Source organism: Paraburkholderia sp. HP33-1 (assembly GCF_021390595.1).
GTDB lineage: Bacteria > Pseudomonadota > Gammaproteobacteria > Burkholderiales > Burkholderiaceae > Paraburkholderia.
In genome coordinates this window covers 2,574,383-2,593,626 of record NZ_JAJEJR010000001.1, presented here as the reverse complement: position 1 = coordinate 2,593,626, position 19,244 = coordinate 2,574,383, and the positions used below count along the sequence as shown (strand labels likewise).

At 67.1% G+C, this 19,244-nt stretch carries 17 protein-coding genes; 15 read left to right on the top strand and 2 right to left on the bottom strand.

Going from position 1 to position 19,244, the window contains the following annotated elements; all coding sequences use genetic code 11:
- The first annotated feature begins 2 nt into the window (after positions 1-2).
- From L0U81_RS11765 to L0U81_RS11695, 15 genes are all read left to right on the top strand, one after another.
- A complete protein-coding gene (locus tag L0U81_RS11765; protein WP_233802817.1) occupies positions 3-647 on the top strand; it encodes a hypothetical protein in 645 nt (214 codons plus the stop codon).
- Positions 644-2,344, top strand: coding sequence for an AMP-binding protein (locus L0U81_RS11760; protein ID WP_233802815.1), 1,701 nt, complete (start codon positions 644-646; stop codon positions 2,342-2,344). The genes L0U81_RS11765 and L0U81_RS11760 overlap by 4 nt, the downstream gene beginning before the upstream one ends.
- Complete coding sequence (locus L0U81_RS11755; RefSeq protein WP_233802813.1) at positions 2,344-4,074, top strand: glycosyltransferase family 2 protein; 1,731 nt, start codon at positions 2,344-2,346, stop codon at positions 4,072-4,074. Before L0U81_RS11760 ends, L0U81_RS11755 begins: the two co-directional genes overlap by 1 nt.
- Positions 4,061-5,686: an HAL/PAL/TAL family ammonia-lyase gene (locus tag L0U81_RS11750; protein ID WP_233802811.1), complete on the top strand. Its 1,626-nt coding sequence runs from the start codon at positions 4,061-4,063 to the stop codon at positions 5,684-5,686. The genes L0U81_RS11755 and L0U81_RS11750 overlap by 14 nt, the downstream gene beginning before the upstream one ends.
- Complete coding sequence (locus L0U81_RS11745) at positions 5,683-6,123, top strand: acyl-CoA thioesterase (protein ID WP_233802809.1); 441 nt, start codon at positions 5,683-5,685, stop codon at positions 6,121-6,123. Before L0U81_RS11750 ends, L0U81_RS11745 begins: the two co-directional genes overlap by 4 nt.
- A complete protein-coding gene (locus tag L0U81_RS11740; RefSeq protein WP_233802807.1) occupies positions 6,111-6,800 on the top strand; it encodes a LolA family protein in 690 nt (229 codons plus the stop codon). The genes L0U81_RS11745 and L0U81_RS11740 overlap by 13 nt, the downstream gene beginning before the upstream one ends.
- Positions 6,800-9,247 (top strand): MMPL family transporter, encoded by a 2,448-nt coding sequence (locus L0U81_RS11735; RefSeq protein WP_233802805.1) that lies wholly within the window; start codon positions 6,800-6,802, stop codon positions 9,245-9,247. Before L0U81_RS11740 ends, L0U81_RS11735 begins: the two co-directional genes overlap by 1 nt.
- Entirely contained in the window at positions 9,244-10,428 is a 1,185-nt protein-coding gene (locus tag L0U81_RS11730) for a beta-ketoacyl-[acyl-carrier-protein] synthase family protein (protein ID WP_233802802.1), read from the top strand. The genes L0U81_RS11735 and L0U81_RS11730 overlap by 4 nt, the downstream gene beginning before the upstream one ends.
- Entirely contained in the window at positions 10,428-10,922 is a 495-nt protein-coding gene (locus L0U81_RS11725; protein ID WP_233802800.1) for a hotdog family protein, read from the top strand. The genes L0U81_RS11730 and L0U81_RS11725 overlap by 1 nt, the downstream gene beginning before the upstream one ends.
- A complete protein-coding gene (locus L0U81_RS11720; protein WP_233802798.1) occupies positions 10,919-11,644 on the top strand; it encodes a 3-ketoacyl-ACP reductase FabG2 in 726 nt (241 codons plus the stop codon). The genes L0U81_RS11725 and L0U81_RS11720 overlap by 4 nt, the downstream gene beginning before the upstream one ends.
- Positions 11,644-12,870 carry a beta-ketoacyl-ACP synthase gene (locus L0U81_RS11715; protein WP_233802796.1) on the top strand — a complete coding sequence of 409 codons (1,227 nt, stop codon included), beginning with the start codon at positions 11,644-11,646 and terminating at the stop codon, positions 12,868-12,870. The genes L0U81_RS11720 and L0U81_RS11715 overlap by 1 nt, the downstream gene beginning before the upstream one ends.
- Complete coding sequence (locus L0U81_RS11710) at positions 12,867-14,105, top strand: beta-ketoacyl-[acyl-carrier-protein] synthase family protein (protein WP_233802794.1); 1,239 nt, start codon at positions 12,867-12,869, stop codon at positions 14,103-14,105. Before L0U81_RS11715 ends, L0U81_RS11710 begins: the two co-directional genes overlap by 4 nt.
- Positions 14,106-14,143: 38 nt before the next feature.
- Complete coding sequence (locus L0U81_RS11705) at positions 14,144-15,388, top strand: NAD(P)/FAD-dependent oxidoreductase (RefSeq protein WP_233802792.1); 1,245 nt, start codon at positions 14,144-14,146, stop codon at positions 15,386-15,388.
- A gap of 151 nt (positions 15,389-15,539) precedes the next feature.
- Positions 15,540-16,235: a hypothetical protein gene (locus L0U81_RS11700; RefSeq protein ID WP_233802790.1), complete on the top strand. Its 696-nt coding sequence runs from the start codon at positions 15,540-15,542 to the stop codon at positions 16,233-16,235.
- 13 nt (positions 16,236-16,248) lie between these two features.
- Positions 16,249-16,665, top strand: a complete 417-nt coding sequence (locus tag L0U81_RS11695) for a DUF4279 domain-containing protein (protein WP_233802788.1) — start codon at positions 16,249-16,251, stop codon at positions 16,663-16,665.
- A gap of 69 nt (positions 16,666-16,734) precedes the next feature.
- Here the strand turns inward: L0U81_RS11695 and guaD are convergent, their stop codons facing one another.
- Together guaD and L0U81_RS11685 are read right to left on the bottom strand one after the other, a co-directional pair.
- Positions 16,735-18,099, bottom strand: a complete 1,365-nt coding sequence (guaD, locus tag L0U81_RS11690) for a guanine deaminase (RefSeq protein WP_233802786.1) — start codon at positions 18,097-18,099, stop codon at positions 16,735-16,737.
- Between the two features lie 96 nt (positions 18,100-18,195).
- Entirely contained in the window at positions 18,196-19,236 is a 1,041-nt protein-coding gene (locus L0U81_RS11685) for an adenosine deaminase (RefSeq protein ID WP_233802784.1), read from the bottom strand.
- Positions 19,237-19,244 lie beyond the last annotated feature (8 nt).

The window sequence follows — 19,244 nt, the reverse complement described above, 5'->3', positions numbered from 1 at the left end:
GGATGTCAGAGCCAGGTTCCGTCGCAAACGAATCCGGCACGCGGCCTCACCCGGGCAGGACCGTCGTGCAGGTGCTGCTGAAACTCGCTTACCCCGCGCTGATTCTGTGTGCATGGCACTGGGACGCGCCGCGTCTCGTCGGCTGCCTGCTGTTCGCAAATTTGTGGCTGCAGCGCTGGGCCGGCGGCGGTCCGGCCGCGATCTCGTTGGGACAGCTGTCCGCGCTCGACTGGGGCGTGGCGATCCTGCTGAGTTGCGCTTCGGCGGCGATCGTCGTCACCGATAGCGAGCTGCTGCTGCGCTTCTATCCGTCGCTCGTCAATCTCGGTTTGCTGATCGCGTTCGGTGCGACGCTCGCGCGCGGGCCGTCGATGATCGAAAAATTCGCGCGCCTCGGCAGCCCCGATTTGCCGCCGGGCGCGGTGCGCTATACGCGGCGCGTGACTCAGGTCTGGTGCGGGTTCTTTGTGCTGAACGGCGCGTTTTCCGCCTATACCGCGCTCTCTTGGAGTCGCGCGAGCTGGTCGCTGTACAACGGCCTCATTGCGTATGGGCTGATCGGCGTGCTGCTTGCTGGCGAGTACGTGTGGCGGCGCCTCGTCGTGCGGCCGCGCGCCGCACGGGCGGGGTCGGAGGCGGTCCAATGATCGCGTTGCATGATCTGTTGTCGGCCGAAGCGGCGCTCGCCACGGCTTCTGCGCCGGTGTGCCGCGACGGCGCCGTGTTGCTCGATCGCGCGGCGTTTCGCGCACGTGTCGCGGGCTTGATCGAACTCGTGCGAACGCACGGCGCGCCGCGTTGCGCGCTTTGTATCGACGATCCGTTCGAGTTCGCCTGCGCGTTGTTCGCGCTGTTTGCGTGCGGCAAGGAGCCGGTGATCCCGGCCAATGCAACGCCGGGCTATCTCGCCGATCTCGCGGGCGCTTACGACTTCATGATGACGGATGCGGATCTGCCGCCATTCGCCGCATCGGCACAGGCGCATGCCGCCGCTCACACCGCGCACCCGATCGATCCGCACGCGCCGCTCACGCTCTATACGTCCGGCAGCAGCGGCACGCCGAAGCCGATCCGCAAGACGCTCGCGCAATTCAACGCCGAAGTTCACACGCTGGAACAGCAGTGGGGCGCGTTGATCGGCGACGCGACGATGCTCTCGAGCGTGCCGCATCACCACATCTACGGTCTGCTGTTTCGCGTGCTGTGGCCGCTCGCGGCTGGCCGCGCGTTCGATCGCGCGATCGGCATGGAGCCGCTGCAGCTACAGGCGCGCATCGCGCAATGCGGCGCGACGGCGATTGTGTCGACGCCCGCGCAACTATCGCGCTGGCCCGCGTTGCCGGGCTTCGCCGCGCTCACGCCCGCGCCGCGCGCGTTCTTTTCGTCGGGCGGTCCGCTCGCGGCCGACGCCGCGCAGCCCTATGCGGCGACCTACGGCGCGGCGCCGTTCGAAATCTACGGCAGCACGGAGACCGGCGGCATCGCGTGGCGGCGCCATGACGAGGGCGACGCGTGGCAGCCGGTCGCCGGCGTCGAGGTGCGCGGCGACGACGACGGCGCGCTGTGCGTGCGCTCGCCGCATCTCGATCACGACGGCTGGCATCGCACGGGCGACCGCATTGCCTTCGATGCTGACGGGCGCTTCCGTTTGCAGGGGCGCCTTGACCGCGTGCTGAAGCTCGGCGGCAAGCGCGTATCGCTGCCGGAACTCGAGGCGCGTCTCGCGCTGCATCCGTATGTCGCGCAGGCGGCGCTGGTGCCGCTCGAAGGCGCGTCGCGCGAACGGGTCGGCGCGGTGGTCGCGCTGACCGAAGCGGGCGGTGCGGTGTTGCGCGACGAAGGCCGCGTCGCGCTCGCGAAAACGCTGCGCCGGCATCTGGCTGATTACTTCGATGCAGTCGTGCTGCCGCGCCACTGGCGTTTTCGCGTGAGCCTGCCGTTCGATGTGCGCGGCAAGCTGCCCGCGAGCGCGGTCGCGGCCGCGTTCGCGCCGCGCGCCGAGGGCATGGAAGTGCTCGCCGAAACGCGCGGAGGCCACACGCTGCACTACGTGCTGCGCGTGCCGCCGACGCTCGTGCATTTCGCCGGCCACTTTCCGGGCCTGCCGATTCTGCCGGGCGTCGTGCAGGTCGACTGGGCGGCGCGGCTCGCGGCTGGGCATTGGCCGCGGGTGCGTGAAGTGGCTTCGGTCGAGCGGTTGAAGTTCATGGCGCCGGTGCCGCCCGGTGCGGTGCTCGAACTCACGCTCGCCTGCGACGTCGCGCGCCGTCGCGTGCAGTTCACGTACCGGCTCGACGGACGCGAATGCGCGTCGGGCCTCCTCGTGCATCGGGAGGACGCGTGATGAAGTTCGCGCCTTGCATCGTCATCCCGATCTACAACCACAAGGACGCGATCGGCGCGACCGTCGCGGATCTCGCGGTGCACGGCCTGCCGATTTTCGTTGTCGACGACGGCAGCGACGAGCCTACTCAGCAGGTACTCGCCGCGCTCGCACGGCAGTACGCGCAGCAGATGACGCTGCTGCGTCTGCCCGAAAACGGCGGCAAGGGCGCGGCGGTGATGGCGGGCCTGCGGGCGGCGCGCGCCGCAGGCTACACGCACGCGCTGCAGATCGACGCCGACGGCCAGCACGACGCGACCGACGTGCCGCGCTTCATCGATGCCGCGCGCGCCGAACTGGGCGCGGTGATTCTCGGCCGCCCGGTCTATGACGACAGCGTGCCGAAGGCGCGTCTCTATGGCCGCTATCTGACCCACGTATGGGTATGGATCGAGACGCTCTCGCTGACGATCCGCGACTCGATGTGCGGCTTCCGTCTGTATCCGCTCGCGCTCGCGTGCGAGCTGATCGACAGCGTGCAGCTGCCGACGCGCATGGACTTCGACATCGAGATCCTCGTGCGTCTGTACTGGCGGCGCGCCGCGTTTCGCTCGATCCCGACGCGCGTGACCTACGCGGCCGACGGCGTGTCGCATTTCGACGTGCTGTGGGACAACGTGCGCATCAGCCGAAGCCATACGCGGCTCGTGTTCGGGATGCTGTGGCGCCTGCCGGTGCTGCTCGCCCACAAGTTCATGCCGCGCCGTGGCGTGGCGCCCGACGACACGCTCACCGATGAACCGCAGTCCGAAGCCTGGTGGCGCATCGCCGAACGCGGCAGCCACCTCGGCATGAGCCTGCTCGCGCTGAGCTGCAAACTGTTCGGCCGCCGCTTCACCGCGTTGTGGCTGCATCCGGTCGTGGCGTATTTTCTGCTGACGGGCCGCGCCGCGCGCGCCGCGTCGGACAACTACTTTACGCATCTGAACGCGGTCGCGGCGTCGGCGAATACGCCGCGTCCGGGCTGGCTGTCCGCGTATCGCCATATGCTCGCGTTCGCGCAGTCGGGCTTCGACAAGCTCGCCGCGTGGAGTGGCCGCGTGGACGAAACCGACGTCACGTTCGACGATCCTTCGGCCTTCGAAGCATTGATCGCGAGCGGAAAGGGCGCGCTCGTGATCGGCGCGCACCTCGGCAATCTGGAGATGATGCGCGCGCTCGCCGTGCGCGGCGAGCACGCGAAGGTCACGGCGGTCGTCTACACCGAGCACGCGCGCCGCTTCAATCAGGTGCTCGCGTCGTCGAACCGCGACTTCGCGCGGGATCTGCTCGAAGTCGGCGACTTCGGTCCCGAGACCGCGGTGCTGATGCAGCAGCGCATCGATGCGGGCGAACTGCTGGTGATCGTCGGCGATCGGGTGCCGGCGGCCGAGGCGGGGCGCACCACCGACGCGCAATTTCTCGGTGCGAGCGCGCCGTTCGCGCAAGGGCCGTACGTGCTCGCGCATGCGCTCGGTTGTCCGGTCTATCTGTTCTTCTGCCTGAAGGAACGTGACGGCTATCGGATGTACTTCGAACCGTTCGCCGAGCGCATCGAGCTGCCGCGCCGCGAACGCGCGCAGCATCTGGCCGCGTGGGCGCAACGCTACGCGCTGCGCCTCGAACACTATTGCCGCAAGGCCCCTTATCAATGGTTCAACTTCTTCGATTTCTGGGCCAGCCCCAGGCGAGGCGCGAATGGCCGAACATGATCTGAGCGAGGCGCGGCGCGCGCACGCCGTGGCGAGTACCCCCGCGAATGCCGATACCGGTTGCGCACCGGTTGTCGTTGGGGCACGCCGGCTGACGATTGAAGAGGTCGTCGCGATCGCGCGCCAGCGTGCGTGGGTCGCGCTGAGCGACGATCCCGCATGGCGCGCGCGCATCGAGCGCGGCGCAGCGTTCCTGCGCCGGCAGTTGGCTGCCGGCGCGACCGTGTACGGCGTCAACACCGGTTACGGCGACGCCTGCGTGGTCGACGTGCCGATGGCGCTCGTCGAGGCGTTGCCGATGCAACTGACGCGTTATCACGGCTGCGGCATGGGCGCGTACCTCGACGACGCGCAAACCCTCGCGGTGATCGCCGCGCGTCTCAATTCGCTCGCGTATGGCTTTTCGGGCGTGCGTACGGTGCTGCTCGAACGCCTCGCGGCCTTGATCAATCATCGCGTGTTGCCGCGCATTCCGTCGGAGGGTTCGGTCGGCGCGAGCGGCGATCTGACGCCGCTGTCGTACGTGGCGGCCGCGCTCGCGGGCGAGCGCGACGTGCAGTACGCCGGTGCGTTGCGCGCGGCGCGCGACGTGTGGATCGAGCTGGGGGTCGAGCCGCTGACGCTCGCGCCGAAGGAAGGCCTCGCGCTGATGAACGGCACGGCCGTGATGACCGGCCTCGCGTGTCTCGCAGTGGCGCGCGCGGAGCACCTGACCCGGCTTGCCGCGCGGTTGACCGCGCTGTCGACCGTCGCGCTCGATGGCCGCGCCGCGCACTTCGACGCGACGCTGTTCGACGTGAAGCCGCACGCGGGTCAGGCTGAGGCAGCCGCGTGGATCCGCGCCGATCTCGCCGGGCGGGCCGACACGCCGGGGCATCGCTTGCAGGATCGCTATTCGATCCGTTGCGCACCGCACGTGATCGGCGTTGCGCGCGATGCGCTTGGCTGGGTGCGCCGCGACGTCGAAAACGAGCTGAACAGCGCGAACGACAATCCGCTCGTCGATCCCGAGAACGAACGCATTTTGCACGGCGGTAACTTTTACGGCGGCCATATCGCGTTCGCGATGGATGCGCTGAAGGTCGCCGTCGCCAATCTGGCGGATCTGATGGACCGGCAGCTCGCGTTGCTCGTCGATGTCAACTTCAACAACGGCTTGCCGCGCAATCTGTCGGGTGCGGTCCCCGAACGCGCCGCGATCAACCATGGATTCAAGGCCGTGCAGATTTCATCGTCCGCATGGACCGCCGAGGCGCTGAAGAACACGATGCCCGCGAGCGTGTTTTCGCGCTCGACCGAGTCGCACAATCAGGACAAGGTCAGCATGGGCACGATCGCCGCGCGCGACTGCCTGCGCGTGCTCGAATTGACGGAGCAGGTCGCCGCCGCGCACACGCTCGCGACGGTGCAGGCCGTGCATCTGCGGTTGCGCATCGACAGCGCGACGCCAGTGCCCGCGCCGCTGCGCGCGTTCGTCGATGACGTGGGCGCGCACTCGCCCTTCGTCGCCGAGGACCGCGCGCTCGAAGGCGAGCTGCGCGCGTTGAGCGCACGGATTGCCGCGTGCGAACTGCTGGACATGGACGACGATCGCCAGGGAGCCGACGCATGAGCGAGCCCGCGAAAACGCAGCACGTGCTCGCCGCGAGCGCGACCGTCGAAGTGCCGTTTCACGACGTCGACGCAATGAACGTGTGTTGGCACGGCAATTATCTGAAGTACTTCGAGATGGGCCGCGCGGCGCTCCTGCGCGCGTTCGACTACGACTATCGCGAGATGCGTGCGTCGGGCTATCTGTGGCCGATCGTCGAGGCGCATCTGAAGTACGTGCGGCCCGCCGTGTACGGACAGACGCTCGAAGTGCGCGCGCAACTGCTCGAATACGAAAACCGCCTGAAAATAGGCTATGAAATCGTCGATGCCGCGTCGGGGACGCGGCTCACCAAGGGCTATACGATTCAGGTCGCCGTCGATGCCGCCACCGAGGAATTGCAGTTCGTGTCGCCGCCGGTCGTATTCGAAAAGCTGGAGCGCGTATGGGGACGATGACCCGGCGTGCAGCCGTGTCGCGGGTAGCGGGCGCGATCGGCGTGACGTGCATGCTCGCGTGGTCCGCGGCGCCGGCGCATGCGGCAACAGCCAACCCGGCGAATGCCGCCGCGCCCGCCAACCCTGCACTGGTCTCGCAGATCGCCGCGCACCTCGCGCAGGCGAGAGGCGTGCGCGCGCAATTCACGCAGACGCAGACGCTCGCCGCGATGAAACAGCCGCTCGTCAGCAACGGCAGCTTGCTGTTCTTTCGTGAGCGCGGCGTGATCTGGCGGGTCGACGCGCCGTACAAGGCCACCTACGTGATCGCCGATGCCGGCGTCGCACAGGTCGATGCAAGCGGCCATCGCGTGAGCACACATGGCGCGCAAGGCACCCGCGGTGTCGCGCAGGTGTCGAAGATGATGCGCGCGATGTTGGGCGGCGACCTGTCCGCGCTCTACTCGCAGTTCGACGTGAGCGCCGAAGGCAGCACCGCGCAATGGCGCATGCGGCTCACGCCGAACCAGCCGCAGCTCGCGCAATCGATCAAGGGCCTCGACATGAGCGGCGGCGATTATCTGCAAAGCCTGCGCATCACGCTCGCGAACGGCGACGTAACAAAACTCGAGTTCGCGAACAGCACGATCGTCGCCGAGCCGACGCCGGACGAGCGCGGCCTGTTCGGAGCGCCGTGATGGACATGCTGCAGCAGCGATCCGCGAAACACGCATGGGGCGTGCGCGCCGCATGGCTCGTGCTTGCGCTGCTGGCGGCGCTCTATTGCGGCTGGCGCTTCGCGGGAGCGTCGCCGCTCGAAACCAATCTGCTCGCGCTGCTGCCCGCGACCGAAGCGGACCCGGTCGCCGAAACAGCGGTCGACACGCTCGCGAGCGCGCTCGGCGATCGCACCGTGCTGCTCGTCACGAGCCACGACGATGCGCACGCGAAAGCGGCGGCGAAGCAACTGGGCGCGTCGTTGCAAAAGAGCGGGGCGTTCGCTTCGGTGACAGCCGAGTTGCCGCCGTTCGACCTGTCGCAGATCGCGGCGCTGTATGTGCCGTATCGCTTCGGTCTGCTCACGCCGGACGATCGCACCGCACTCGCGAACGCAAGCACGACGACGCTGCACGACCTGCTCGCGCAACGCATCTACAGTCCGCTGCAAGGCGGTCTCAGCACACCACTCGCCGACGATCCGTTCGGTTGGCTCGAACGCTGGCTCGGCGATCTGCCGCTCGCGACGGCGAATCTCGAAGTCGAGGACAACCTGCTGGTGTCGCATCGTCACGACGCGCAGGGTGACACGACCAGCGTGCTGATCGTCGCGACGCTGCCGGGCTCCGCCTACGAAACGAGCACGCAGCGCGCGGTGCACTTAGCGTTAGCCGACGCGCAAAGCACGTTGCGTCAGGCGTTCCCCGACGTATCGATTGCACGGACCGGCGCCGTGTTCTACGCGGAGGCCGCGCGCAGCGCGTCCGAACGCGAGGTGCATGTGATCGGCATCGCGTCGCTGTGCGGCATCGCTCTGCTGATGATGTGGGTGTTCCGCTCGCCGCATCTTTTGCTGCTCGGCTTCGTATCGACCGCGCTCGGCATCGTCTGCGCGCTCGCGGCGACGCTGCTGGTGTTCGGCAAGCTGCATCTGCTGACGCTCGTGTTCGGTGCGAGCCTGATTGGCGAGGCGGTCGACTATTCGATCCAGTATTTCGTCGTCTATCTCGGCGCGGGCCGCGACTGGGATGCGCGGCGCGGCGCGCGCATGGTGCGGCCCGCGCTGGGCGTTGCACTCGCCACGAGTCTGCTCGGTTACGCGATCCTGATGTGGGTGCCGTTCCCCGCGTTGAAGCAGATCGCGTGTTTCGCGATGGTGGGCATCACGACTGCGTTTGCGTCGGTGCTGTCGCTGCTGCCCGCGCTGCTCACGCGGCCGCCGAAGCGCAGCCCGCAACGCGTGTTCGCGGGCGCGGCGTGGCTGCTCGTGCGCTGGCACCGTGCGCTCGGCGGCCAGCGCGCGTGGCTGATCGCGACGCTGCTGGTGATCGCCGCGGTGCCCGGCTGGCTGCGTCTGACCAGCGACGACGACATCCATCTGCTGATCCAGCGCGACGCGTCGCTGGTCGCGCAGGAAGACGCGGTGCGCGCGGCGGTCGGCGTCGATAACAGCGCGCAGTTTTTTGTCGTGCGCGGCGCGACGCAAGAGGCGGTGCTGCAACGCGCCGAAGCGCTCGGCGCGAAGCTCGATGCGCTGAACGGCACCGCGGATAGCGTCGGCGGCTATCAGTCGGTCGCGCAGTTCGTGCCGTCCGCGCAGCGTCAGAACGACGATCGCGCGTTGCTCGCGCGTCATGTGTTCATCGATTCCGCCGCCTTGCGCGCGACGCTGCTGCAAGCGGGCTTCAAGGACGAAGTCGCCGATGCGTGGCTCGCCGCTTTCGCGAAGCAAGCAGCGCCGCTCACCGTCGAGCGCTGGCTCGCGGCGCCTTGGTCGCAGCCGTACCGGTATCTGTGGCTCGGCGCGGAGGCATCAAATGGCGCGAACGAAGCGCGTGCAACTGGCTACGCGGCCGTCGTGATCCCTCAAGGCGTGACCCCGCGCAACGAGCCCGCGCTGATCGCGCTCGCGCACGGTCTGCCCGGCGTCGTGTTCGTCGACAAGGCCGCGAGCGTGTCGAAGCTGTTCGGCGCGTATCGCGTGAATACCGGCTGGTGGTTGGGCGGCGCGCTCGCGCTCGTGTGCGTGCTGCTGATGCTGCGCTACGGAGCGCGCGGAGGTATCGCCACGACCTTGCCCGTGCTGCTCGCGGTCGGGCTCGCGCTGTCGGTATTCGGCTATGCGGACGTGCCGCTCAATCTGTTCAACTGGCTCGCGCTGATGCTCGTGCTCGGCGTCGGCGCCAACTATGCGGTGTTTCTGCGTGAAGGCTGTTCGCGCGCGGAGGCGAATTCTGGCGCGGTGTGGACCGGCGTGCTGCTGTCGGCGGCCACCGCGTTGTTGTCGTTCGGCATGCTCGGCATCAGCGCGATGCCCGCGCTGAAAAGCTTCGGCACGACGCTCGCGCTCGGCATCGCGGTCGCGGTGCTGCTCGCGCCTATCGGGATGCCCTCGGGCAAGTCATCGGAATCACGGAGGGCGGCATGAAAGCGCCATCAGTTTATTTGCACGCGCTCGGCATGATCAACGCGCTCGGCGGCGACGTCGACGAGATCGTGCCGGCGCTCGCCGCCGCGCGCTCGCCCGGGATGCGCAACGTGCATACCGGCATCGGCGAGGCGTTCGTCGGCAGCGTGCTGACGCCGCTCGATCTCGCGCCGCGCGCCGATCTCGCGCGCTACGACTGTCGCAACAACCGGCTGCTGCTCGCCGCGCTCGCGCAGATCGCGCCCGCGATCGAAGCCGCGCGCGAGCGCTACGGTTCACAGCGCATCGGCGTCGTGCTCGGTACCAGCACGTCGGGCATCGAGGCGGCCGAAACCGCGTTCGTCTATCACGCACAAGCGGGCGAGTTGCCGACGAGCTTCAACTACCGGCAGATGGAAATCGGCACCGCCGCACCATTCGCTGCCGCCGCGCTCGGCGTGCATGGCCCGGCGTTCACGATTTCGACCGCCTGCACGTCGAGCGCGAAGGCGTTCGCGTCGGCGCGTCGGCTGCTGCAATTGCACCTGTGCGATGCGGTCGTCGTCGGTGGCGTCGATTCGCTGTGCGAATTGACGGTGCAGGGCTTCGCGTCGCTCGAATCGACCAGCCGCGTACGCACCAATCCGATGAGCCGCAATCGCTGCGGTATCAACGTCGGGGAGGGTGCGGCCGTGTTCCTGATGAGCCGCGACGAAGCGGCGCTGCGGCTAGCGGGTCTCGGCGAATCGAGCGACGCGCACCATATTTCGGCGCCGGACCCGCGCGGCGTCGGCGGCGAAATGGCTTTGCGCGAGGCGCTCGCGGACGCAGGCATCGCGGCGTCGGCGGTTGGCTATGTGAATCTGCACGCGACCGCCACGCAGAAGAACGACGAAATGGAAGCGCATCTGATGGCGCGCGTGTTCCCCGGCGGCGTCGCCGCGAGCGGCACCAAGCCGCTGACCGGCCATCAGCTCGGCGCGGCCGGCGCGACTGAACTCGGCTTCGCGTGGCTCACGCTCGCGCGCGACGATGCGACGCTGCCGCCGCACCTGTGGGACGGCGAGGCCGACCCCGCGCTGCCCGCGCTCGACCTCGTCGACGGCGCGCGCCATCTGCCGCGCGGCACCGGCACGCAGTACGCGATGAGCAATTCGTTCGCATTCGGCGGCAGCAATGTCAGTCTGATTCTCGCCCGGTGATGCGCATGACGACTCCGCTACTCTCGGTCGAGCAACTCGTGCGGCAGCCGATCGAGGCGATCATCCCGCATCGCGGCACCATGCTGCTGATCGATGCGATCGATGCGTTCGCCGACACCACGTTGAGCGCCTTTGCCAACGTCGACCCGCACGCCTGGTACGCCGACGCCGCCGGCGCGATGCCCGCGTGGATCGGCATCGAGCTGATGGCGCAGGCGATCGCCGCGCACATCGCGCTCGTCGCGATGCGCGGCGGCGGCCACGCGCGTCCCGGCGTGCTGCTCGGCTCGCGCAGCTGTCAGGCGCTGCAGCCGGCGTTCCGAAGCGGCGCGCGTTTGCACGTTCAGGTGAGCGAGCTGCTGCGCAGCGACGCAGGCCACGCCGCCTACGAATGCACGATCGACGATGGCGCCATGCGTTGCGCCGAAGCCGTGATCAAGGTGTTTCAACCGCCCGATTTCCAGTCATTCATCGAAGGGAGTGTCAGTTCATGAGCCGGCGAGTTCTTGTTACCGGCGCAAGCCGGGGCATCGGCCGCGCGATTGCGTACAGGTTGGCCGCCGACGGTTTTGCCGTGACCGTGCATTGCCGCACAGGACGCAGCGAAGCCGACGCGGTCGCGACGGGAATCGCCGCGCAGGGCGGCACGGCGCGGGTGCTGCAATTCGACGTGCGTGAGCGCGCAGCGTGCCGCGAGGCGCTCGAAGCGGACGTCGCCGCGCACGGTCCGTACTACGGCATCGTCTGCAGCGCAGGTGTCACGCGCGACGCCGCTTTTCCCGCGCTGACGGAAGAAGACTGGGACGTCGTGATCGAAACCGGCCTCGACGCGTTCTACAACGTCGTGCATCCGTTGACGATGCCGATGGTGCGCGCGCGTGAGGGCGGCCGCATCGTCACGATCGCATCGGTGTCGGGCGTGGTGGGCAATCGCGGCCAGGTCAACTACAGCGCGGCGAAGGCGGGACTCATCGGCGCGACCAAGGCGCTCGCGGTCGAGCTCGCGTCGCGCAACATCACCGTCAATTGCGTCGCGCCGGGGCTGATCGAAACCGGCATGCTCGAACAGATGACGATCGATCACGCACTGAAGACCGTGCCGATGAACCGCGTCGGCCAGCCGGCCGAGGTCGCGGCGGTGGTGAGCTTTCTGATGTCGGATTGCGCGTCGTACGTGACGCGTCAGGTGATCGGCGTCAACGGCGGGATGGTCTGATGAAGCGCGTCGTCATTACCGGCATGGGCGGCGTGAGCGCGTTCGGCGACAGCTGGGAAGCGGTTCAGGCGCGCCTCGAACGCGCTGAGAACGCGGTGCGGCGCATGCCCGAGTGGGACTTCTTCGAGTCGTTGCATACGCGGCTCGCGTGTCCGTTGCCCGGGTTCGCGACCCCAGCGCATTACCCGCGCAAGAAGGTGCGCTCGATGGGACCGGTGTCGCTGTATGCGGTGCGCGCGAGCGAACTCGCGCTCGCCGATGCGGGGCTCGCTGACGACACGAGCATCGGCGACGGCCGCATGGGCGTCGCGTACGGTTCGTCGTCGGGCTCGGTGCAGCCCATCCGTGCGTTCGGCACGATGCTTGAAACCGGCTCGATGAGCAACGTCACGTCGAACAGCTACGTGCAGATGATGCCGCACACGACGGCGGTCAACGTGAGCCTGTTCTGGGATCTCAAAGGCCGCATCATCCCGACCTCGTGCGCGTGCGCGTCGGGTAGCCAGGCGATCGGCTACGCGTACGAGGCGATCCAGTCGGGCAAGCAGACGCTGATGCTCGCGGGTGGCGCTGAAGAGTTGTCGGGCCCGGCGGTCGCCGTGTTCGACACGCTCTACGCGACCAGCACGCGCAACGACGAGCCGCATCTGACGCCGCGTCCGTTCGATGCCGCGCGCGATGGCCTCGTGGTCGGCGAGGGCGCGGCAACGCTGGTGCTCGAAGAATACGGGCACGCATTGGCGCGCGGTGCGCGGATTCATGCGGAGGTGGTCGGTTTCGGCTGTAACTCGGACGGCGCGCACATGACGCAACCGACCGCCGACACCATGACGCTCGCGATGCAACTCGCCCTGCGCGACGCGCAATTGCCGCCCGAAGCGATTGCCTACGTGAACGCGCACGGCACGTCGACAGATCGCGGTGACATCGCCGAAAGCCATGCGACCGCGCGGAGCTTCGGCGCGCGCATGCCGATCAGCTCGCTGAAGAGTTATGTCGGCCACACGCTCGGCGCGTGCGGCGCGATCGAGGCGTGGTGGACGATCGAGATGATGAAGCGCAACTGGTACGTGCCGACGCTGAATCTCGACACCGTCGATCCGGCCTGCGCGGCGCTCGATTACATCGTCGGCGGCGCGCGCGAGATCGACGCCGAGTACGTGATGAGCAACAACTTCGCGTTCGGCGGCATCAACACGTCGCTGATTTTCCGGCGGGTTCGATGAGCGTGAGCCTGCAACGCGTGGTCGTGACCGGGATGGGGATCGTGTCGTGTCTCGGCAATACGCTCGACGAAGTCTCCTCTGCGTTGCGCGCGGGGCGCTCGCGCGTCGAGCGTATCGATGCGTGGCGCGAGCGAGGGTTTGCGTCGCAGGTCGCCGGCGTCGCGTCGGTCGCGCACGAGGCGCCATTCGAGCGCAAGCACGAACGCTTCATGGGCGACACCGCGCGCTTCGCGTGCCACGCGGCGCAATGCGCGATCGACGATGCGGGGCTTGCCCGCACGGACTTGCAATCGCCGCGCACGGGCGTCGTGATCGGCTCGGGCGTTGGCACGCTGGCGAGCTACGACGCGGCGCTCGCGATTGCGCAAACGCGCGGCGTCGACAAGGTGCCGCCGTACACGGTGCCGCAAGCGATGAGCAGCACCGCGTCGGCGAACGTCGCGCAAATGTTCGGGCTCGAAGGCGTCAGCTATTCGCCGTCGTCGGCCTGCACGACGTCGGCGCTCGCGATCGGTCAGGCGATGCAGCTGATTCAAACCGGCCGACAGCAGGTCGTGCTGGCGGGCGGCAGCGAAGCGCTGCACGACAACACCACGCTGTTGTTCGACGCGATGGGCGCGCTGTCGCGCCGCTTCAACGACACGCCGCAGAGCGCATCACGGCCGTACGACACGCAGCGCGGCGGTTTCGTGATCGCATCGGGTGGCGGTGTGCTCGTGCTCGAAGCGCTCGATCATGCGCTCGAGCGCGGCGCGCGCATCTACGCGGAGCTGACGGGCTTCGGCGATTGCACGGATCACGCGGGCATGGTCGCGCCGAGTGCGGCCGGCATCGCGCGCGCGATGCGCGGTGCGCTGGAGCAGGCGGGCCGCCGTCCCGACTACGTGAACACCCACGCGCCGTCGACGCCGCTTGGCGATCTCGAAGAGCTGCACGCGTTGCGCGACGTGTTCGGCGGATCGGCTCAAGGTGTGCCCGCGTTTTCGTCGACCAAGGGGATGACCGGGCATTCGCTCGGCGCGTGCGGCGTGCACGAAGCGATCTATACGCTGTTGATGATGCGCGACGCTTTTATCGCGGGGACGGCGCTGGTCGATACGCCGGAGCCGCAACTGCGGGACATGCCGCTCGTGTGCGTGACGCGCGAGGCGCGCATCGACACGGCGATGTCAGTTTCGTTCGGGTTCGGCGGTAGCTGCGCGAGCCTGATGTTCGAAGCGTGGCGAGGCCGGTAGACGGCGCAGCAACGCATGCAAACCGTTGGAGCAATGAATTGAATAGCGATTCTTCAAAGCGGACCGTGGCCGACGTCGCGATCATCGGCGCGGGTCCGGCCGGCGCGGTGGCCGCCGCGCTGTTGCGCCGGGCGGGCCACTCGGTACTGGTGCTGGAGCGTCAGCACTTTCCGCGTTTCTCGATCGGCGAGAGCCTGCTGCCGCAAAGCATGGCCTACCTCGAAGAGGCCGGCATGTTGCAGGCCGTCGTCGAGGCGGGTTTCCAGTACAAGAACGGCGCGTATTTCGTGTATCGCGACCAGCGCTCGTCGTTCGACTTCCGCGACAAGCATTCGCCCGGCTGGGGCACCACGTACCAGGTCGAGCGTGCGCTGTTCGACGACGTGCTGATTCGCTGCGCGGCCGGGCAGGGCGCCGACGTGCGGTTCGGTCACACGGTCAACGCGGTGCAGACGGGCGCGGCGCCGGTGCTCGACGTCGCCGATGAAGCGGGGCACGCGTATCAGGTCGAAGCGCGCTTCGTGCTCGATGCGAGCGGCTTCGGGCGCGTGCTGCCGCGCCTGCTGAACCTGGAAGCGCCGACTCGCATGCCGACGCGCGCCGCGCTCTTCACGCACGTGCGCGACGGCCTCGCGCTCGACGACATCGATCGCAACAAGATCTGCATCGCGACCCATCCCGAGCGTCGCGACGTGTGGTTCTGGATGATTCCGCTCGCGGGCGGCCGTTCGTCGGTGGGGTGTGTCGCCGAAGCGAGCTTTCTCGACGCGCCGGAGGCGCAGCGCGAGGCGACGCTGCGTGCACTGATCCAGCAGGAGCCGACGCTGAACCGGCTGATCGGGCAGGAGTCGTTCCTGATGCCGGTGCGGCAGATCGGCGGTTACGCGGCGAACGTCGCGAGTCTGCATGGGCCGGGCTACGCGCTGCTCGGCAACGCGGGCGAGTTTCTCGATCCGGTGTTTTCGTCGGGCGTGACCATTGCGCTGCGCTCCGCGCATCTGGCGGCGCCCGCGCTGAACCGGCAGCTCGACGGCGAGATGGTCGACTGGTCAGCCGATTACGACGTGCCGCTGCGCAAGGGGATCGATACGTTCCGTGCGTTCGTCGAACGCTGGTACACGGGCGAGCTCCAGGACATCATCTACTACCCGGGGCAGACACCCACGATCCGTCGCATGATCTGCGCGGTCCTCGCCGGTTACGCGTGGGACGAGTCGAATCCGTATGTCGCGGACCCAGTACGGCGGCTGAACGCATTGCACGAGGTGTGCAAGCCGAGCTGAGGCGCCGTTAGACAGCGCTGGACAGTACTCGCACCACCTTTAACGTCAGAATCATCCGCCGCCCATTTCCTATCCCGTCGCCGGCTGCTAGCTTGGCGGTTGGTCTAACAGTGGATAGTGGGGAATCGGGATGCGGTTCAGCCGGAATTTCATGGACATCAAGGAGGCGTGGGGTTTCCACATTGCCTCATGGTGGCGCGGAGTGGGCGGGCAGCTTTCGCGCGAGGAGCACAACGAACTAAAGGAGGCCTTTCAGGCCGCTCGCGATGACTTCCTGAGGTGGGCGAGACCGGAGTCGTGGGTCTCAGACGTCGTGGAAATGGATAACCTGCGCAGACTCCTTGGGCACACGACAGGCCATCCCCCCATCAACAGGATGAACGATCTGCAGGTCGCACAGGCAATCTGCCGCGCGATCGAACGGGGTAGTCTGCTTTTCGTGCCGTCGCGCAAGGAGGTTGAGCGATACATCGAGGAAGAGCGGAAACGGCGCAGGTACACTGCGGCGGCGGATGACGCTCCTACGCTGGACACACTGGGAAGCGCGGCGAAGTCTACTCAATCCACGTCGTCAGTGCCTGTTTCCCCTGCAACGCCGTTGAGCAATGCGCAGCCGTTCGTCTATCAACCTGATATACCGGATAGCAACGCGGAAGAACTGGCGGCGAGTACCAACAACCCCGACTACGCCGCCAAAATGCTTGGCTATGACCGCGACACGTTCGGAAAGATGATCCACGTCATGAAGGCTGCTAACGACCTACGAGGGAATCACAACGTTGTCTGGCACGACAACGGGGACGTTTTCTTCCGCGGGAACTGGCTCGACAACATGCACAACTATTGAGAGGGGCTGTCCCGTGATACAGCGTCAATTGGCATTCGCTTCATTCACAATATCGGGCGACAAGGTTCAGCCTGCTTTCTGGACGAAATACTTCGGTGTCTCGCCCGATATCGCCATTACCAAAGGCGACCCAGTTAGGGATCCCACGGGTCAGAACCGCGCACTGACGCGTCGAACTGGTGTATGGGGCATCGATAGCACACAACATATTCAAAGCGATTTCCTTGAGCCTCACCTTCGCCATCTGGTCGAGCGCTTGGCCTTACCTCGTGCGGATCTTCGCGAGCTTGTAGAACAAGCCGGCGCAGGTATGCGCTTCTTTTGTTATTGGGACAATGAGAAGGGCGATCGCGTGCCCGATGTTCCCGACGATATTCGTGCCATGATGGAGGCGATGGGCGGCACGGTCGAGATTGATGAGTACCGCTAGGACTGCGCGCTAAACGGAAAAGCCGACCGTCGCGAGTCGGCTACCGGGGCGTCTCAACCGAAGCTAGTGTCAAGCCGCGATCTTCGCGCGGCCCGGCACGTGCTGGCGCGCGTCGTCGCGCCGATGCACACGCTTGCCGGCCGCATACGTTTCGTACACTGCACGATCGTCGCCGAGCAGCGCAAACGCGAACAGCAATTCCTCGAGCGATTCGCGCCGCGCGGTGCGGCGCGCGAGCAGCGGCGTCGCCTGCGGATCGAGCACGACGAAGTCCGCTTCCGAGCCGTCCCTCAGCGTTCCGACCTTGTCGGCGAGATCGAGCGCTTCGGCCGCGCCCGCGGTCGCGAGATAAAACATCCGCGTCGCCGTCAGATGATGACCGCCGAGGCGCGCGACCTTGTGCGCCTCGTTCATCGTCTGCAGCATCGAGAACGACGTGCCGCCGCCGACGTCGGTCGCGAGCGCGATCGGCATGCCGGCCGAGTCGGCCTTCTCGAAGTCGAACAGGCCGCTGCCGAGGAACAGGTTCGAAGTCGGGCAGTGCGACGCGAGCGCGCCGGTTTGTGCCATGCGCTTGCGGTCCTCATCGTCGAGGTAGATGCAATGGCCGTACACCGCGCGACGCCGCAGCAAGCCATAGTGATCGTAGATGTCGAGATAGCTGCGGTGGCCGGGGAACAGATCGGCGACCCATTTCACTTCGTCGGTGTTCTCTGCGACGTGACTCTGGATGAACACGTCCGGATGCAGTTGCGCGAGCGCACCGCACGCTTCGAGCTGCGCCTCGGTCGAGGTCGGCGCGAAGCGCGGCGTCAGCGCGTACATCTGCCGGCCGCGATTGTGCCAGCGGCCGATCAGCTCGGCGCTGTCGTCGTAGCCCGATTGCGCGGTGTCGCGCAGGAATTCGGGACAGTGGCGATCCATCAGCACCTTGCCCGCGACCATGCGCAGATTGCGCGCTTCGCTCTCGGCGAAGAGCGCATCGGCTGATTCCTTGTGCACCGTGCAGTACACGAGCGCGGTCGTGGTGCCGCACGCGAGCAGTTCGTCGACGAAGAAGCTCGCGGTGTCGCGCGCGTGCGCGGGATCGGCGAAGCGGCGCTCGGTCGGGAATGTGTAGGTATCGAGCCACGGCAGCAGACCCGGCGCCGGCGACGCGATCATGTCGGTCTGCGGATAGTGGATGTGCGTATCGATGAAGCCCGGCACGATCAGCTTGTCGCGCCGCTCCACGACCTGCGTGCTGGGCGCGAGCCGCGACGCGAGCGCCGCATACCCGTCCGCCGCGACGACGCGCCCATCTTCGACGATCAGCAGACCGTCCTCGTGGAAGACCGCGGCGTTCGGCGCGTGCGCCGGATCGCCGTTGAAGGTCAGCAAAGGCGCGCGGAATGCCGATTGAGCGGCTGGCGCGTGATGAGCCGGTTCAGTCATGGAAAAGCGGTCTCCGAATGTTGAAGGCTGGGCGACGACGGCAGCGGCCACCGACGTCAGTCGAGGCCCGTCAGTTGAAATCCGTCAGCGCGCGGCTTACTGCCGCCAATGCGCGTCGAGCTTGCCGATCAGCATCGCGCGCTCCTCGGGCGTCACGAACGACGCCTCGAAGCCGTTGCGGATGATCGTGTAGACCTCGGCGTCGTCGAGCTTCAGCGCGTCGATCGTCGCCAGATAGTTCGCGTTCACGTAGCCGCCGAAATAGGCCGGATCGTCGGAATTGACGGTCACCGCGACGCCGCCATCGAGCAGGTCTTTCAGTGTGTGTTTGGTCAGGTCGTCGAACACGCACAGCTTCAGGTTCGATAGGGGGCACACGGTCAGCGCGACGCGCGTGTCGGCGAGGCGCGTGACGAGCGCCGGGTCCTCGATGCTGCGCACGCCATGATCGACGCGGTCGACCTTTAGCACGTCGAGCGCTTCATAGATATACGACGGCGGGCCTTCCTCGCCTGCATGCGCGACGAGTTTCAGACCGAGCGCGCGCGCCTTCGCGAACACGCGCTCGAACTTCGACGGCGGATGGCCGCGCTCCGACGAATCGAGACCGACACCGATCAGCCGATGCTTGTACTGCTCGAACAGCGGCAGCGCTTCGTCGAACGTGGCGAGCGCATCGTCCTCGGACAGATGGCGCAGGAAGCACAGGATCAGCTTGCTCGACATGCCACGCTTTTCGGCGTCGGCGAGCGCGCGTTCGATGCCGGCCACCACGGTCGCGATCCGCACGCCACGCTCGGTGTGCGTCTGCGGATCGAAGAAGATTTCGCTATGCACGACGTTGTCGGCGAGACAGCGCTCGACGTACGCCATCGTCATGTCGTAGAAGTCCTGCTCGTGCAGCAGCACGCTCGCGCCGGCGTAGTAGATGTCGAGAAACGATTGCAGGTCGGTGAACGCATAGGCGGCGCGCAATGCTTCCACGGAGTCGTAGGCGAGCTTGACGCCGTTGCGCTGCGCGAGCGCGAAAATCAGCTCGGGTTCGAGCGAGCCCTCGATGTGGATATGCAGCTCTGCCTTCGGGGCGCGCGCGGTTTTGTCTGCGAGTGATAGCGGGGTAGCGGTTGTCGTATTCATGATGATTT